This is a genomic window from Thalassospira lucentensis MCCC 1A00383 = DSM 14000 (assembly GCF_000421265.1).
Classification (GTDB): domain Bacteria; phylum Pseudomonadota; class Alphaproteobacteria; order Rhodospirillales; family Thalassospiraceae; genus Thalassospira; species Thalassospira lucentensis.
In genome coordinates this window covers 117219-132887 of the sequence record NZ_ATWN01000007.1, presented here as the reverse complement: position 1 = coordinate 132887, position 15669 = coordinate 117219, and the positions used below count along the sequence as shown (strand labels likewise).

At 52.6% G+C, this 15669-nt stretch carries 17 protein-coding genes and 3 tRNA genes; 5 read left to right on the top strand and 15 right to left on the bottom strand.

The window, feature by feature from the left end:
• Positions 1-194: 194 nt before the first annotated feature.
• Complete coding sequence (locus K355_RS0115205) at positions 195-1202, top strand: hypothetical protein (RefSeq protein ID WP_022733011.1); 1008 nt, start codon at positions 195-197, stop codon at positions 1200-1202.
• A 62-nt stretch (positions 1203-1264) separates the two neighbouring features.
• Here the strand turns inward: K355_RS0115205 and K355_RS0115200 are convergent.
• The 5 genes from K355_RS0115200 to infA form a co-directional block, all read right to left on the bottom strand.
• Positions 1265-1340: transfer RNA gene (locus K355_RS0115200), tRNA-Phe, on the bottom strand.
• Between the two features lie 105 nt (positions 1341-1445).
• Positions 1446-1646: a DNA gyrase inhibitor YacG gene (locus tag K355_RS0115195; RefSeq protein ID WP_022733010.1), complete on the bottom strand. Its 201-nt coding sequence runs from the start codon at positions 1644-1646 to the stop codon at positions 1446-1448.
• On the bottom strand, positions 1643-3058 hold the full coding sequence (locus K355_RS0115190; RefSeq protein WP_022733009.1) for a ribonuclease E/G: 1416 nt from the start codon (positions 3056-3058) through the stop codon (positions 1643-1645). Before K355_RS0115190 ends, K355_RS0115195 begins: the two co-directional genes overlap by 4 nt.
• Before the next feature lie 2 nt (positions 3059-3060).
• Positions 3061-3642 carry a Maf family protein gene (locus K355_RS0115185; protein ID WP_022733008.1) on the bottom strand — a complete coding sequence of 194 codons (582 nt, stop codon included), beginning with the start codon at positions 3640-3642 and terminating at the stop codon, positions 3061-3063.
• 146 nt (positions 3643-3788) lie between these two features.
• Complete coding sequence (infA, locus tag K355_RS0115180) at positions 3789-4007, bottom strand: translation initiation factor IF-1 (RefSeq protein WP_007092059.1); 219 nt, start codon at positions 4005-4007, stop codon at positions 3789-3791.
• A 279-nt stretch (positions 4008-4286) separates the two neighbouring features.
• Here infA and K355_RS0115175 point away from each other — a divergent pair, with 279 nt between their 5' ends.
• Entirely contained in the window at positions 4287-4793 is a 507-nt protein-coding gene (locus K355_RS0115175; protein ID WP_022733007.1) for a GNAT family N-acetyltransferase, read from the top strand.
• On the opposite strand, the gene K355_RS0115170 is transcribed toward K355_RS0115175, so the two are convergent.
• From K355_RS0115170 to K355_RS25700, 7 genes are all read right to left on the bottom strand, one after another.
• The gene (locus tag K355_RS0115170) at positions 4794-5240 is read right to left on the bottom strand and encodes an arsenate reductase ArsC (RefSeq protein ID WP_022733006.1); all 447 of its coding nucleotides are present in this window, start codon (positions 5238-5240) and stop codon (positions 4794-4796) included.
• Between the two features lie 6 nt (positions 5241-5246).
• Positions 5247-5723 (bottom strand): UPF0262 family protein, encoded by a 477-nt coding sequence (locus K355_RS0115165; protein WP_022733005.1) that lies wholly within the window; start codon positions 5721-5723, stop codon positions 5247-5249.
• A gap of 53 nt (positions 5724-5776) precedes the next feature.
• Positions 5777-7072, bottom strand: a complete 1296-nt coding sequence (gene hisD / locus K355_RS0115160; protein ID WP_022733004.1) for a histidinol dehydrogenase — start codon at positions 7070-7072, stop codon at positions 5777-5779.
• Positions 7062-7721, bottom strand: a complete 660-nt coding sequence (gene hisG / locus K355_RS0115155; RefSeq protein ID WP_022733003.1) for an ATP phosphoribosyltransferase — start codon at positions 7719-7721, stop codon at positions 7062-7064. The genes hisD and hisG overlap by 11 nt, the downstream gene beginning before the upstream one ends.
• A gap of 59 nt (positions 7722-7780) precedes the next feature.
• Positions 7781-9073 (bottom strand): UDP-N-acetylglucosamine 1-carboxyvinyltransferase, encoded by a 1293-nt coding sequence (gene murA / locus K355_RS0115150; RefSeq protein WP_022733002.1) that lies wholly within the window; start codon positions 9071-9073, stop codon positions 7781-7783.
• Positions 9074-9155: 82 nt separating this feature from the next.
• A complete protein-coding gene (gene dcd, locus K355_RS0115145; RefSeq protein ID WP_022733001.1) occupies positions 9156-9710 on the bottom strand; it encodes a dCTP deaminase in 555 nt (184 codons plus the stop codon).
• 114 nt (positions 9711-9824) lie between these two features.
• Positions 9825-9998, bottom strand: coding sequence for a hypothetical protein (locus K355_RS25700; protein WP_022733000.1), 174 nt, complete (start codon positions 9996-9998; stop codon positions 9825-9827).
• 200 nt (positions 9999-10198) lie between these two features.
• On the opposite strand from K355_RS25700, the gene K355_RS0115130 reads away from it, so the two are divergent.
• Positions 10199-10273, top strand: a tRNA-Thr gene (locus K355_RS0115130).
• 25 nt (positions 10274-10298) lie between these two features.
• Positions 10299-10373 (top strand) — tRNA-Thr (locus K355_RS0115125).
• A 56-nt stretch (positions 10374-10429) separates the two neighbouring features.
• Here the strand turns inward: K355_RS0115125 and K355_RS0115120 are convergent.
• From K355_RS0115120 to K355_RS0115110, 3 genes are all read right to left on the bottom strand, one after another.
• Complete coding sequence (locus tag K355_RS0115120; RefSeq protein WP_022732998.1) at positions 10430-12004, bottom strand: hypothetical protein; 1575 nt, start codon at positions 12002-12004, stop codon at positions 10430-10432.
• A 275-nt stretch (positions 12005-12279) separates the two neighbouring features.
• Complete coding sequence (locus K355_RS0115115; protein ID WP_022732997.1) at positions 12280-13578, bottom strand: oligosaccharide flippase family protein; 1299 nt, start codon at positions 13576-13578, stop codon at positions 12280-12282.
• Positions 13579-13584: 6 nt separating this feature from the next.
• Entirely contained in the window at positions 13585-14616 is a 1032-nt protein-coding gene (locus K355_RS0115110) for an NAD-dependent epimerase (protein ID WP_022732996.1), read from the bottom strand.
• Positions 14617-14826: 210 nt separating this feature from the next.
• Here K355_RS0115110 and K355_RS0115105 point away from each other — a divergent pair, with 210 nt between their 5' ends.
• Positions 14827-15570: a putative metalloprotease CJM1_0395 family protein gene (locus K355_RS0115105; RefSeq protein ID WP_022732995.1), complete on the top strand. Its 744-nt coding sequence runs from the start codon at positions 14827-14829 to the stop codon at positions 15568-15570.
• Positions 15571-15669: the final 99 nt, after the last annotated feature.

Below are 15669 nucleotides of genomic sequence, written 5' to 3'. Positions count from 1 at the left end.
GCTTCGCCTGACCTCCAACACTTGGCATTTGCTGCAGGTCTCCACTTCTGAATGATGAGACTGACGCTTACTTAAGAGCGACCAGATACCTAAAAAACATATTAGAAAACCGCATTTCCACCACTTTCGAACAGGTCTCAAACCTGCCAATAGTGGCTATCCTCATCGTGGGACATACAATCTAGAGGGTAATAATGAACACCAAGAAACTTATCGGGTTCGCCGTTTTGGGGACAACACTGTTGCTGGCCGGGTGCCAGACCACCAGAGATTATGCATTTTCAGAATGGAAAGAAGTACCGATTGGCAAGTCACGGTTTAACGTGCCGACGGCCTCGAACATTCCGGTGACCAAGCTCGAACAGAGTGATCGTAACAATGGTCAAGTCCAGAACGAAAGATGGGAACTGGCCTGCGGGCAGGGTCTGGTCACAAATGCATATACATTTGATGTCTGGTTCACCCCACAAAGCGAACAGGAACTTGCAGACGAAGCGCAATTCCGAGACACATTCGAAACATCAAATGTGACAGTATTGAAAACCTATCCGATCACGTCAAACGTGAATGGGAAGGCAGTGGGCTATTATGCTGACGCCAAAATTGGCGAAAGTTCGCAATGTAAAGTCGCCAAATTCGGCTTCCGTGCGACAAATGGCCGCAAAATTTACGACAACGATCGCGGCGGCATCGATTCAATCGTCACTGTTGTCTACTGCGGGAACGCTGATTTCGACATCGCAAAATTGACCCATAACATCAGTCTGGTCGATGACCGTGACGCCTATGCAGCGCGGGTAATGGCGCTACCTACTCCAGCATGCGCGATGACGAGAACCAAGACTTCGGGTGCACAAGGCGGTAACTGGTCCAGCGCCAGAATGGGCACCTATGATCGCACCATCGCAATGACTTGGGGAAGCAAGCTGACCGATGGGCATCTCGATACCAAGGTGTCGCTCAAAGATTATGGCGGGACACTTGAGTTTGTCGGCCCAAACAGTTCGCAATGCAAAGCACAACTGAGCGTAACCAAAAACGACGCCCCGACAGAAGGCACATGGTTTGCAAATTGTACCAAAGGGGCATTTGCGTCGGGTACATTCACCCTTGATGACAAACGCAACCTGATTGGCGAAGGAACTGATCAGGATGATGAGGGTGTTGAATTCACACTTTGGATTCCAGACAACAAAGTCTGACATAGACCCGGAATCAAAAAGACCCGGCTATGAAAGCCGGGTCTTTTTTGTTTTATGAAAGATGGTGCCCAGAGGCGGGTTCGAACCACCGACACGCGGATTTTCAGTCCACTGCTCTACCAACTGAGCTATCTGGGCATCTTAATCTTTCATCTCTGTTTCCAGAGTGTCCCCTGCGGAACGAGCCGGGTTATACAAACTCCTTTGGGGCTTGTCCAGACTCAAATCGCATTTTTTTTCCCGTTAAAATTCTTCTTCATCTTCAAGGTCTTCGAGATACTCGGGCGGCTCGGCTGCGGGAATTGCGTAGCTTTCATTCAACCATTTCCCAAGGTCAAGATCCGCACAGCGTTTCGAGCAGAACGGCTTGTATTTTTCTTCAACCGGCTTGTCACAAACAGGGCAGCCCGACCCTGCTGTTTTTGCTGTGTTTTTTTCTGTCATGTCTTTTTCTCCAACCGGTAGGCATCTTCGCTTAGCATCGGGTCTGCGATGATTTCAGGGGTAACCCCCAATTCATTTCGCAAGATGTTTGCACCATTTTCATTCAACGCAAGTCGTTCGGCAATCGCCGGAGCCACATAAAGCTTAACCGCCCCGACGAGACCGTTGCGACAGTCGCCAATCACATGACGGATGACCGCATTAAGCGCCGTTTGGTTTGAAAGTCTGTGCGTGTCTGACTTTACCTGCATCCGCTCACGAAGCGATTCGCCCGACCGCTGGCGGCTAAACTCAAACAGGCCAAGCCGTGTGAACCCGCCAATTTGAACAGCCCCTTCAAGCTCCGCCCCGAAAGTTTCGCGCAGAACGACATCAAACCTGTCGCGTCCGGCACGCGATTTCACCCGCAAGGGGTCAATCACAATCAATCCGCCAATATTGCGCAAGCGGATTTGATGAACGATTTCTATGGCCGCACGAGCATTAAGCTCAATCGCACGGGCTTCACTATCCCGGCCTGCATCGCCCCCACCAGCGTTCACATCAATCGCACAAAGTGCGGTTGCCGGGTCAACCGCGATCCAGCCGCCACCGGGAAGTTCCACCCGTGACGACAACGCCATGTTCATCTCGTCTTCAAGATCGATTTCAAGATCACTGGCGGCAAACAAAAGCTGCGCCCCAGTGTGACGGGCAAGATTGTCGTCTGGCACACCACGGGCCTTTAAAATGCCGCGCAGGCGCACAAATTCATTCGTTCCATCGACGACGCATGCGCCCCCCGCCATCAGGTGGCGTTCGATCATCTGATCGACCTCAGACTGCGCAGGCGATATCCGTTGCGGTTTTTTAGGATCAGCCAGCGCTGCGGTCGCGGCCTGCCATTGGCGGCGCAACAGTTGATATTCGCCCGACAGTGCTGCCCCGTCCCACTCAAGGGCATGACTGCGCAGCATGATGCCATCATCATCAGTCTGAAGCGATTTGAGGTGACGCGCCAAATCGGCACGACGGCCTTCGTCCTTGAGTTTCCGGGGAAGTTCGATCTGTTTGCCGTGCGGGCGCAGGATCATGCCCAGCCCTTCGATGGCAATCCGCCCGGTGAGCTTCACACCCTTGTCTTCAAAGCCAAGCCGGGAAATCTGCACCAGCACCCATTGGCCTTCATGAAGTGGCCCGGTGTAGCGATCAAACGGCAGCAGACCGTCATCAAGCCCCTCAAGGGCCACCATCGCCGCGGCCATTTCCGGCAGAACCTTTGACACCCGGCCAAGATGAAGGTCAAACCGTGCAGGCCCACCACGATCAATCCAAAGACGCGAAAGGCGCCCCTGTTCAATAAGGGCAATGCGCCGTTCAAGCGCAACAGCGTCAATGAGCAGGCGGCCTTTTGGGGGTACGCCAGCTGTCATGATCAGACCTCTTTGACGGGGTAGCCAAGACCACGCAGGAGGCCGTCCACCTCACAGAGCGACAGCCCGACGACATTGGAATAGGAGCCGGAAATCGCCTTGATAAAGGTCGCCGCATGGCCCTGAATGGCATAGGCACCTGCCTTGCCTTTCCATTCGTCATGCGAAAGATAACGGTCAAGGTCTTCGGTACCGAGGGTTCGGAATTTAACCTGTGTTTCGATCACGCGGGACCGCTCAGTGCCATCCGGCGCAATCAGACAGACACCGCCGTAAACACGATGGCGACGACCAGAAAGAAGGGTCAGGAATTTGCGCGCTTCGCGTTCATCGGATGCCTTGCCCAGCGCGCGGGTTCCGCAGGCAACAACAGTATCGGCGGCAAGGACAAAAGCCCCGCCATTGCTTTTGGCAACGGCACGGGCTTTTTCTTCGGCAAGGCGCAAGGCAAGTCGGCGCGGACTTTCGTCGGCCGCTGGCGTTTCGTCGATATCCGCCGGGGCAACCTGATCTGGCACAATTCCGATCTGCGCAAGCAGCTCAAGACGGCGCGGCGATGCAGAGGCCAGTATCAGTTTCGACAAGACGCGGCTCCCGGATGTCGGATCTTTACCCTTGGTTCGCGATGTGACCTTGTCACACGCGTTCCATACACAGAACAATTGCCCTTGGGCGCAAAGGTAAACCGCACGCCAGACAAGGTCAATTTACGCTGTAAGCAGGTTTCAAATTACTTGAAACGGAAGGTGATACGACCCTTGGTCAGGTCATAAGGGGTCATTTCGACGCTGACACGGTCCCCTGCGAGAACACGAATACGGTTCTTACGCATTTTGCCCGAGGTATGAGCAAGGATTTCGTGGTCATTGTCCAGCTTCACGCGGAACATCGCGTTGGGCAGAAGTTCAACGACAGTGCCCTGAAACTCGATAACGTCTTCTTTAGCCATGTGACTCCTAGCTTTCGTATTGCAATATCAAAATACCGGTGGGGCGCAAACTGCTCTGAACCGGGCAAAAGGTCAAGTCCTTTCACACCACCCCCTCGGCGTTCCAGCACTGCATACACGGCATGGCAACGGCTGTTGATGCGTTTATAGGCCCGCGTTACGACGGCTTATGATGGCTGCCTGTGGTTTTGGCTCTTTGCTGGGGTGCCTAATCGGTTCTATTGTCTGGAGTCTTTCGCATTAATAGGTCCTGACCTTAGCCCTTTGGAACCAACCGCCATGTCGACAAAGAACCAACCTGACATCCGTCTGGCACAAAAGGATGACGTCCCGGCCCTTCATGCAATGCTGTTTCAGATTGCTGCTGCCACCGGATGCAAGGACAAATTTAAAAGCAGTCCAGACGATCTTGTCCGGGACGGGTTTGGAAATACCCCCGCCTTTGAGGCCATGATCGCGACCGAAAACAGCACTCCGGTTGCGCTTTGTCTGTATTTCCCCAGCTATTCAACGTTCCGTGGACAGGCCGGGCTTTATATTCAGGACCTGTATGTCGCCCCGTCTCATCGCGGGGCACAGCCAGGGGGCAGCCTTGCGCGAAATCTGGTTCAAGCTGTCGCCAAACAGGCGCATGCGCAAGGCAAAACCTATATCAGGCTATCAGTTGATGCCCAAAACGTCATCGGTCAGCGGTTCTATGAAAAACTCGGCATGCGTCCTGCCGATGAAGAAAAGATCTTTGTTCTTGATGGTGACGCGTTTACCGATCTTGCCCAAAACAAATAATCAGACTTTTGGCGAAGGTCCGACCGGGAAACGATCGAGGATGCGATTTTTGATCTGATCACGCACCTGACGGTAGGCCTCAAGCCGCGTTTCACGCGATCCTTCGACAATGGTGGCATCGAAGGTATTCCAGAATTCAACATCACAGGCCATGGTGCGGGTCATTTCGACCGCACGATGCTGGGCTTCTGGTGACATGGTGATGATGAGATCAAAGAACCCGTCTTCAAGCTGATCAAACGTTTTGGATTTGTATGAGGAAATGTCCAGACCGATTTCATCCATCACGGCAATGGCAAAACCATCAACCTCACCAGCGCGCAGACCGCAGCTTTCGACATAAATGCGCGTCCCGTGATAATGGCGCATGATGGCCGCCGCCATCACCGAACGAACGGCATTGAAACTACAGGCAAAGAGAACCGATCCGGGAAGCTCTTCTGCCACTGTGCCTTAACCCCGGATGTGAAGGACGCAAATCAGGGTAAACAGGCGACGTGCAGTATTTTCATCAACTGTCACCTTCTCAGCCAGAAGCTCGCGCAATTGCTCCGACCCTTCGTTGTGCAACCCTCGACGCGCCATATCAATGGTTTCGATCTGTGATGCACTGGCCTTTTTGATCGCGTCATAATAGCTTTCGCAGATCATGAAGTAATCTTTGACGATGCGGCGAAACGGCGACAATGGCACGGGAATGGTGGTCAGGTTTTCACTGTCATCATCGCCGCGCACATCCATATAGATGCGGTTTTCTTCGATGCGCATATGGACCGAATACGGCCCTTCGAACCCGCCAGCAGGCTCAAAATGGTTATCTTCGAGCAGGTCATAAATCGCGACAGCCTGTTCGTGTTCGACCTCGGGACGGCGACGCACCTTGTACTTTTCGTCAAGATAGATACCAGCGATACATTGGTTCTTTGCCATGGCTCTCTCCCTGCGGTCCCCTTACACGCTGCACTGCAACAGCATAACACAGCTTACATCTGGTTTGACCGGATCGCCACTGAAAGTCCGTGTGCCTGCAAACCTTCACTTTCCGCAAGCGCAATTGCCGCTGGTCCGATCTTGGCCAGGCTTTCCGGGGTGCATTTGATCAGCGATGACCGCTTAACAAAATCAAGCACACCAAGACCGGAAGAAAACCGTGCCGAACGGGCCGTTGGCAGCACGTGGTTTGGCCCGGCAACATAGTCACCAATGGCTTCTGGCGTGTAACGGCCCAGGAAAATCGCACCTGCATGATGAATGTCTTCTGCCAGTGCGTCCGGGTCATCCACCGCCAATTCCAGATGCTCCGGGGCGATCCGATCCACAAGGGCCGGAGCCTGCGACAGATTTTCCACCAAGACAATTGCACCAAAGTCGCGCCAGCTTGCCCCGGCGATTTCCGCACGCGGCAATTTTTCCAGATGCGCGTCAATCGCGACTTGCACACGGTCGGCAAAACCGGCGTCATCGGTGATCAGGATCGATTGCGCAACCGGATCATGTTCAGCCTGCGACAAAAGGTCTGCCGCCACCCAGCTTGGATCGTTAGAACCATCGGCGACCACAAGGATTTCCGACGGACCGGCAATCATGTCAATGCCTACCTGCCCGAATACGCGGCGTTTTGCCGCCGCGACAAAGGCATTGCCCGGGCCAACGATCTTATCAACCGGCTTAATGGTTTGCGTACCATAGGCAAGGGCCGCAACCGCCTGCGCGCCACCGATGCGGTAAATCTCGTCCACACCGGCAATGCGGGCCGCAGCCAGTACCAGCGGGTTCATTTTATTGTCCGGGGTTGGTACCACCATGACAAGACGCTCAACCCCGGCAACCTTGGCCGGGATGGCATTCATCAGAACCGATGACGGATAAGATGCCAAACCACCGGGGACATACAGCCCCGCCGCCGACACAGCCCGCCAGCGCCAGCCAAGCTCAACACCTGTTTCATCGGTGTAGCGTTCATCGGTTGGCATCTGCTTTTCGTGGTAGGAGCGAATGCGCGTTGCCGCCAGTTCCAGCGACTTAAGCAGATCGGCATCAACTTCGTCTAAGGCAGCATCAACCTCGGCCGCCGTCACCGCCATACCACTGGCATCAATATTAAGACGGTCAAAACGGTTGGTATATTCACATACCGCTTCGTCACCACGTGCGCGCACATCGGCAATGATGTTGGCAACAGCCGCATCAACATCGGCATCAGATTCGCGCTTCATGCCGAGAAGTTTGACGAAATCTTCCTCAAACCCGGCATCGGTAATAGAAAGCTTAAGCGGCATTGAGCACCTCGGAGAAACGGTCAATCCATGGCTGAACATCGGTCGGACGGGTTTTAAGCGCGGCCCGGTTGACGATCAGGCGTGACGTCACATCGGCAATATGTTCAATCTCGCGCAGGCCATTGGCCTTAAGCGTATTGCCCGTCGATACCAGATCGACAATGCGACGGCACAGACCAAGGGTCGGTGCCAGTTCCATCGCGCCGTTCAGTTTAATGCATTCGGCCTGAACACCGCGTTTGGAAAAATGATTGCGCGTCACATTGGGATATTTGGTTGCAACACGCACATGCGACCAGCGCGATGGATCATCACCGTCAATCATTTCTTCGGGCTCGGCCACAGCCAGACGGCAATGCCCGATATTAAGATCAAGCGGCGCATAGATATCGGGATAGTCAAATTCCATCAGAACATCATTGCCGCACACCCCGATATGGGCGGCACCAAAGGCAACAAAAGTTGCAACGTCAAAGCTGCGCACGCGAATGATATCGATATGCGGATGATTTGTGGCAAACCGAAGCGCACGGGATTTGGGATCATCAAATGCGGCTTCCGGTTCGATCCCGGCGGATCGCACCAGCGGCATTACCTCGTCAAGAATGCGCCCCTTTGGCAGGGCCAGCACCAGCTTTTCGTCACTCATCAATCAGTCGCCTTACGCGTTATTTACTGTCCGGATCGCAATCCAATCACGAACCGGCTTTAGACCGGCACCCGGACACGTTCGATCTGCGCCCCGCAGGAACTCAGTTTTTCTTCCAGTCGCTCATAGCCGCGATCAAGATGGTAGACACGGTTAATAACCGTCTCGCCCTCGGCTGCCAAGCCCGCAAGCACCATCGACACCGACGCACGCAGATCGGTTGCCATTACTTCGGCCCCCGACAGCTTCGCACTGCCGCGCACAATGGCCGAACGTCCATGGACGTTGACGTCCGCCCCCATGCGGCTCAATTCCGGCACATGCATGAAGCGGTTTTCAAAAATCGTCTCTGTGATCATGGATGCGCCATTGGCCACCGACATCAGCGCCATGAACTGGGCCTGCATATCAGTCGGGAAACCGGGATAAGGTTCAGTCATGACATCAACGCCGCGAAGGGTTGCGCGGTTGCCGCGCACCTTCATGCCATCGTCGGTTTCTTCGATCTCAACCCCGGCCTTGCGCATGGCATCAACCAGACTGTCGATCAGCTCAAGCCGCGTACCGCTCAGTTCAATATCGCCCCCGGTAATTGCCGCGGCAATCGCGTAGGTGCCGGTTTCGATCCGATCAGGTACCACCGAGTATTCCGCACCATGCAGGCGCGGCTTACCGGTGACTTTAAGCGTATCGGTGCCGATGCCTTCGATCTCGGCCCCCATCGCAACCAAGCAATGGGCCAGATCGGAAACTTCGGGTTCGCGGGCCGCATTGGCAATGGTCACAACACCATCGGCAAGGGATGCTCCCATCAGGGCATTTTCCGTCGCACCAACAGACACCTGCGGGAACAGGACATGCCCGCCCTTAAGGCCTTCTGGTGCGCGGGCTTCGATATAGCCCTCGGTCAGGTGGATTTCAGCCCCCATAGCTTCAAGTGCCTTAAGGTGCAGGTCAACCGGACGGTTGCCAATCGCACAACCACCGGGAAGCGAAACGCGGGCGACACCACAACGTGCGACAATCGGCCCCAGAACCAGAACAGATGCGCGCATCTTGCGCACAAGATCATAAGGCGCGGTCGTAGAGATGATTTCCTTGGCGGTCATTTCCAGAACGCGGCCCGTGTGACCGCCATTGGGTGCATGACCATTGAGATGCAGCGCGACACCATGCTGGGCCAGCAAATTTGCCATCGACGTGATGTCGGCCAGATGCGGCAGGTTTGAGAGAGTCAGCGTTTCATCGGTCAGAAGGGCGGCTGCCATAAGCGGAAGGGCCGCATTCTTGGCACCGCCAATAGCGATTTTACCCTGCAACCGGCGACCACCGGAAATCTTGATCTTGTCCATTCAATCCTCATTGTGCTGCGTCTTTGTGCGCAGCAAAACCGTGTCTTGGCGTATCACCGCCGAATATGTTGCCATGCCTTTATCACAGGCGCGGCAGTGTGACACCTTTTTGGCCCATATATTTTCCTGCGCGATCCGCATAGGAGGTATCGCATTCGCTTTCGGCTTTCAGGAAAATGAACTGGCACGCCCCTTCGTTGGCATAAATGCGGGCCGGAAGCGGTGTAGTGTTTGAAAACTCCAATGTCACATGCCCTTCCCATTCCGGCTCAAGCGGGGTGACATTGACAATGATACCGCACCGCGCATAGGTCGACTTGCCAAGGCAGATCACCAGCGTATCGCGTGGAATGCGGAAATATTCCACCGTACGCGCCAGGGCAAAACTGTTGGGCGGGATCACACAACAATCGGTCTTGCGGTTAACAAACCCGTCATCGGAAAAATCCTTGGGATCAACAATCGCCGAGTCGACATTGGTAAAAATCTTGAACTCGTCAGCAACCCGGGCATCATAGCCATAGGAACTGACCCCATAGGAAATCACGCCATCGCGTTTGAAACCGTCAACAAACGGTTCAATCATGCCTTTTTCCTGCGCCATTTGGCGTATCCAGTGATCAGGTCTTACCGACATTTTGCCACCCTTGTTTACTGTAAAGGTCCCTGCGCGACACTGCGCCATCCTGCGATATTCGTTTTACCCGCCACACAGCATGAAGATCAACCAAACGATGCCTGTGGCTGATGCCTAATTCTTTTCATCATCCGATTGGGGACTGTCTTTTCCTGTCGCCTCGCCTGCATCCTGTCGTGAACGCTTCTGCTGTTTACGCTTGGCCAGATTGGCGCGCAGCGCTTCGGCTTCGCGCTTTTGGCGTTCCTTATTCACCGCCGGGCGGATATCGGATTTCTTTGCAGTCATAATGTGATCCGGTTTCCGGTTGATATGATCGGGAAGATGTCGGGACGTTATAAAACAGCAGGCGAAAAATTACAGCCGATCTTGACGAAAACAGGGCAAAAAGCTGCGATGTTTGAACATTCGAAAAACTTCGCCTATTTCGGGCTTGACCAAATACGGATCCGTGGCCTATAACCCGCCCGCACCGCAAAGGGCTTAATGCTGCTGTAGCTCAGGGGTAGAGCACTCCCTTGGTAAGGGAGAGGCCGGGAGTTCAAATCTCCCCAGCAGCACCATTTGCCCGTTAAGCGACCTGCTTAGGCTGCCGTAGCTCAGGGGTAGAGCACTCCCTTGGTAAGGGAGAGGTCGAGAGTTCAAATCTCTCCGGCAGCACCATTTTCCAGAATTTTTTATTGTATCGCATAAATGCTAACTCGGAGCATTTGCTCCCATTAGTAAATGGGATAGTAAATTACACTGCAAACGGCTGCAGATACTATTGCAATGACCGTCACAGGTACGAGCACGGAAACACAGCCGATAGCCCAGCGGTAAAGTTCTAACGTAGCCTCAGACAGACCCGCAAGGAACCCCTTCCGCTTTTCAAAAGTTGCGCCCGCAAACACACCAAACAGTGTCCCTCCGAGCATCGCCAAGACTGACAATGTACCAGACATGCCTGGGGACTTTCCCTGAACGAATGCAAAATACAGAAAGGCGGTAAATCCCACCATCACGGCGTCTTTGGATACCTTACTAAAATTCCCACGTAATTTGGCCACCAAAGAAACAACAACAATCGGCACAAGAACACTCACAGCGATATGCCACGGATAACGTAGATTAGTAAGGTTGCCGTAATCCCAAATCAACGATACCGAACTGGCGGCCCCGAAAGTTAAAGCCGCAAGCAAAGTTAGAAACATTCCACCATACAGAACCGAGATAGCACGTACTATAGTCCCATTGGTCTTGCGGCCAGCATCAGCAGACGCAATTCGTCTCGATGACGACGTCAATGCGACGGCAAAAACGGCACAAATCAAAACGTTTATGTTAGCGACAGCAATAAAGAGGTAGCTAACAGCTACGATCAAACTCGCAACCACAAAAAACGTCGTGCGTTTTTTAAAGTACCGACTATCCGCAAACCTTCCCAAAAATCGGCCAAGTATCAGCGGTATAATCACACCAAAAAGCAGCGTACACAGTAGGACAAAATGGCCAAATTCGAAACGCCACATAAAAGGAAAGATCAATATCGGGAGAGCAACAACCGACAGTTTACTCCAGAAAAGGTCATCACTATTCGTAAACCGAAAAACAGAGTAAGGCACAGAGCAGGTACGTGCCAACCAGACAAAAGACCGTCGTTTAACTTGATAGCCAAGAGCAATCTGGTCGGCCCTGAATGCCAGTAAACAAAAAGGGCTGCCCATAATAATGACGCTGGAGAACGTATTCCACGCGCCTGACTTTATGAGCCAGAATACCATACTGTGGTCGAGAACGTCTCCAGCCCCAAACAACAAGTCTTCTATAATGAACGCAGACAAAACAAGGGCAGTGGAAAAGACCAACCAGCCAGAAAACAATCGCCACACGAGCAGCGCAAAAAACAGCGTAACAAGGCCAGAAAGCGCCACCCAATTAGTATCAAACTGATCTGGACGATATGACGGAATACCTTGACCAAGCCGATAAAAAAGCACTGCAGACAGTACGAGGCCGACGAGACCAAACAGAATGCCACGCAGCCGCAAACTGGTTGCTTCCGAACTGACCCAAAACCCGAGCACGAGCGAAAACATACAGCTGAAAATGGTTACCGTCTCGAGACGCAGACTGAGCGGGAAGTCATCAGTCCAACTTATATCAAACGCATAGAGTACACCAAGACCATCGACAACGCGTCCAACCACCCAAAGAAGGGAAAGAAGGGCGAAGAAGTTTCCCACTAGTTTGGAAAAACTAGTCTCGGTGAATGAGTGGCTATCAACCGTTTTAACATTGTATCTCGCGCGCATCCCGGGCCCTTACAATCTGAAGCTGCCAGGATAATCAAGTACCGCACGGGAAATCACAACGAAAAGATAGTCAAGTCCAAGCCCTGACTTAATCGATAACACGCAACCAACACATGGGGATAAATTGCCCTCCGGTGGCCCTAGATACACCCGTTGCAAGGGAGAGGTCAGAGTTCAAATCTCTCCGGCAGCACCATTTCCCCGAAAGATAAATATTTGATAGATACAATAACGCAGACAGCAACGCTGTAACTGCGCAACGCGTGTATCGAGAGCTAGGTTTTGTCTTTATATCGTTTTAAAAGGAACCGAAGCGAAAACACCGTCGGGTCAACCCCCAAACGAGAACGACATAAAACAGCCAATACATGAGGATAAATTGCGACCACTGCACCTGAAACCCAAACCGCCGGTGTCAACCCACCAAAACTCATGGCAGCAGCACCTGCCAACATCATGATTACAGCCGCCCAACAGATTACGGTTCGGGCAACCTTGTGCTGACCTGTCATCGTCATAAGGGAGACGGCTGGCCCCGCAGCAGCGTAAAGGAAATATGCCATGAGCATGATGCGAAGCAACGGAACGGCTTGAACATACCCTTCGCCAAAAAAGCCTAGAAGCTCTGGAGCAAAGGCAAAAAAGATTCCACACACAGGCAATGCGACGGCCATTGTAAATCCAGTCGCTCGGGCAACAAGCGCCTGGAGTTCGTCTGTATTGTTATTGGACATCGCACGCGACAGGAACGGCGTTATAATGGATTGCACGGCCGTCAGAGCAAAAATCACCAGCATTGCCAAACGAATGACAGCACTCATTTCACCGGCTTCCGCCGCAGAGAGCAATATACCGGCAAGAACAATAGGGGATTGATTCAATAGAGCTGTAGCAGACTCAGACAACAACAAGTTAACACCATGAGATAACCATTGCCGAAAATCATCCGAAGCTAAACTGAAGTCGCCAGCCCAATTAACCTTTTTATCCACGACAACAAGCACAATTACGGTGACTAAGGAAGCTGTCAGGGCAAGTGTGTAACCTAGGCCAACCGTAAAGTTCCCTAATCCGTCATATAAAAGAAACTGAACAGCAACCAGAAACACCATAAACGTTGCCGGTCGCACGACAGCCTCGCCAATGACCGCCCTTGAAACATTTCCATCTGCACGAATGATATTCTGAAAAATAGCCAGCAAAGAAGCCATCGGCAATGCTAACGCCACAGTAAATGAGACCGCCCCCGGAAATGCACGCATGTAATACAGCATAGTTCCAAAGATCAATGCGCCGACTAACGAAAATACCAATGTTAGCCCTATTGCGACACGCTTTATACCACCTGCAGCATCCGCCCGTCCCTCAGTGCTATATTTTGGTAAAAACCTTACGATCGCAACATCAAGGCCAAGTGTTGAAACTTTTGCCCCAATTACAACGACACCAAGTACAACACTAAAAAAACCAAACAGCTCCTTGCCGCCATAGCGTGAGATGAACACGCTGGCCAGAAACATCATGCCCGCCGAGAACGCATTGGCGAACAGCACAAAAATGGCGGCAAATTTCAACTTCGTTTATCCGTAAAAGGAGCGGTACCACGCAACAAAATTGCCAATCCCGGTCTCGATTGAGGTTTCCGGTTTAAAGCCAACTGCATCGGTCAGGGCATCAACATCAGCATAAGTGGCCGGAACATCGCCATCCTGCATCGGCAGCATATTTTTCTCGGCCGTTTTGCCCAGCGCCTTCTCAAGAGTTTCGATCATATGCATCAGCTCAACCGGGCTATTGTTGCCGATGTTAAACACGCGGTAGGGAGCCGAGCTGGTTGCCGGGTCCGGTTTTGCCGGTTTCCAGTTCGCATTTGGTTCCGCCACGGTCGAGATGCAGCGATGAACACCTTCGACAATGTCATCGACATAGGTGAAATCGCGGCGCATTTTGCCCTGATTGAACACGTTGATCGGTTTGCCTTCGAGAATGGCCTTGGTGAACAAGAAAAGCGCCATATCCGGACGCCCCCACGGTCCATATACAGTAAAGAATCGCAGTCCTGTCGTCGGCAAGCTATAGAGATGGCTATAGGTATGGGCCATCAGTTCATTTGCCTTTTTCGACGCGGCATACAGGCTGATTGGGTGATCGACATTGTGATGGACCGAGAACGGCATCTCAGTATTCATGCCATAAACCGAGCTGCTTGACGCATAGACAAGATGCTTCACGCCGTTATGGCGACATCCTTCGAGGATGTTGGTAAACCCGACAAGGTTGGCATCAATATAGGCATGCGGGTTTTCAATCGAATACCGCACACCAGCCTGAGCAGCCAGGTTAACAACATAGGTCGGCTTTTCCGTAGCAAACAGGTCGGCAATACCGTCGCGGTCTTCAAGGTCCATGCGAACAAACTTGAAACCTGGTTTGCCTTCAATCCGCGCCAGACGGGCTTCTTTGAGGTTCACGTCATAATAGTCATTGACGTTATCAAGGCCAACAACAGTCGTCCCTTGCTCAAGCAGCTTCAGACAAAGGTGCGATCCAATAAAACCGGCAGCACCGGTAACCAGCACCTTTTCATGGGCGGGAATGGCAAAGTCGAGCATGTTCCTCGGAATTCCTGTCTGATGTGTTTATGAACGATAACTATCACGGCACTTTAAATTCGGTCATTCTGATAGCAGCAAGGCCCCCTTTTCGCAAGACACGAGAAGCCCTCAACCTGGTCCGCAAATCATGCACAAGACAGAAAGATCATTATCTGCTATTCTGTTGGATATACAGTGCATAGATAAACCTAGAGCTTACAAAGCTATATGATTGCAACCGGTCAAACCATTGCCAACCCCAATAGCGGCAGAATGGGCGTAGTCCTGAATGTTCAGGAAATCGCACGAACTGCTGATGGACAAGTTTTGGCCGAATACGAAGCTATCGAAGTTGCGCCTTCGAGCACTGGCAGTTCATCACCCTATGCAATTGCGGGCCAAGACAGTGACGCTGCACGGACACGCATCGTTGATCCCCGCACCCTGACTGAAGCACAAGCCGTTGCGGGCGGTGTTAGCCGCGCGGAGTATCGTCAGGCGCGTGAAACCAGTGAAGAACAAGCCGGTCAAAATACGAACAGCAGCATTTCTGGCGATACAGACCTTGATCCGGCGGAAAAGGCCGTTGTTGAACAGTTGCAATCACGTGATTCCGCCGTCAAACAAGAAGAAAAAGCCCATGCCGCCGCAGCGGGTCCTTATGGGTCTGCGCCACAGTATGAATATCAGATCGGGCCAGATGGCAAAGCATATGCAATCGGTGGACACGTTGATGTTGGTGTATCGATGACTGGATCTGCGGCGGATCGTGATCGCGCACTGGCGACCTTGCAGAACGCAGCACTTGCCCCTAATGCACCGTCCGGTGCCGATATGGCGGCCTTCCGTCAGGCAAGCTTGCAACGTGCAACAGCACAAGCCAGCGACGAATCGCCTAAACCGATAGAATCCATTGCGTCTAACAACGAAAACGGGAACGACGCGAGACAGGGCATCTCGATTTCTATTTGATTTTGGACCTCGCGAAGTCTGCTTCCGCTCCCCATATACTATGCAAAGCGCGACAGAACATCTACCCTTGAACATAATACCCTATTCAATGGGATAGTT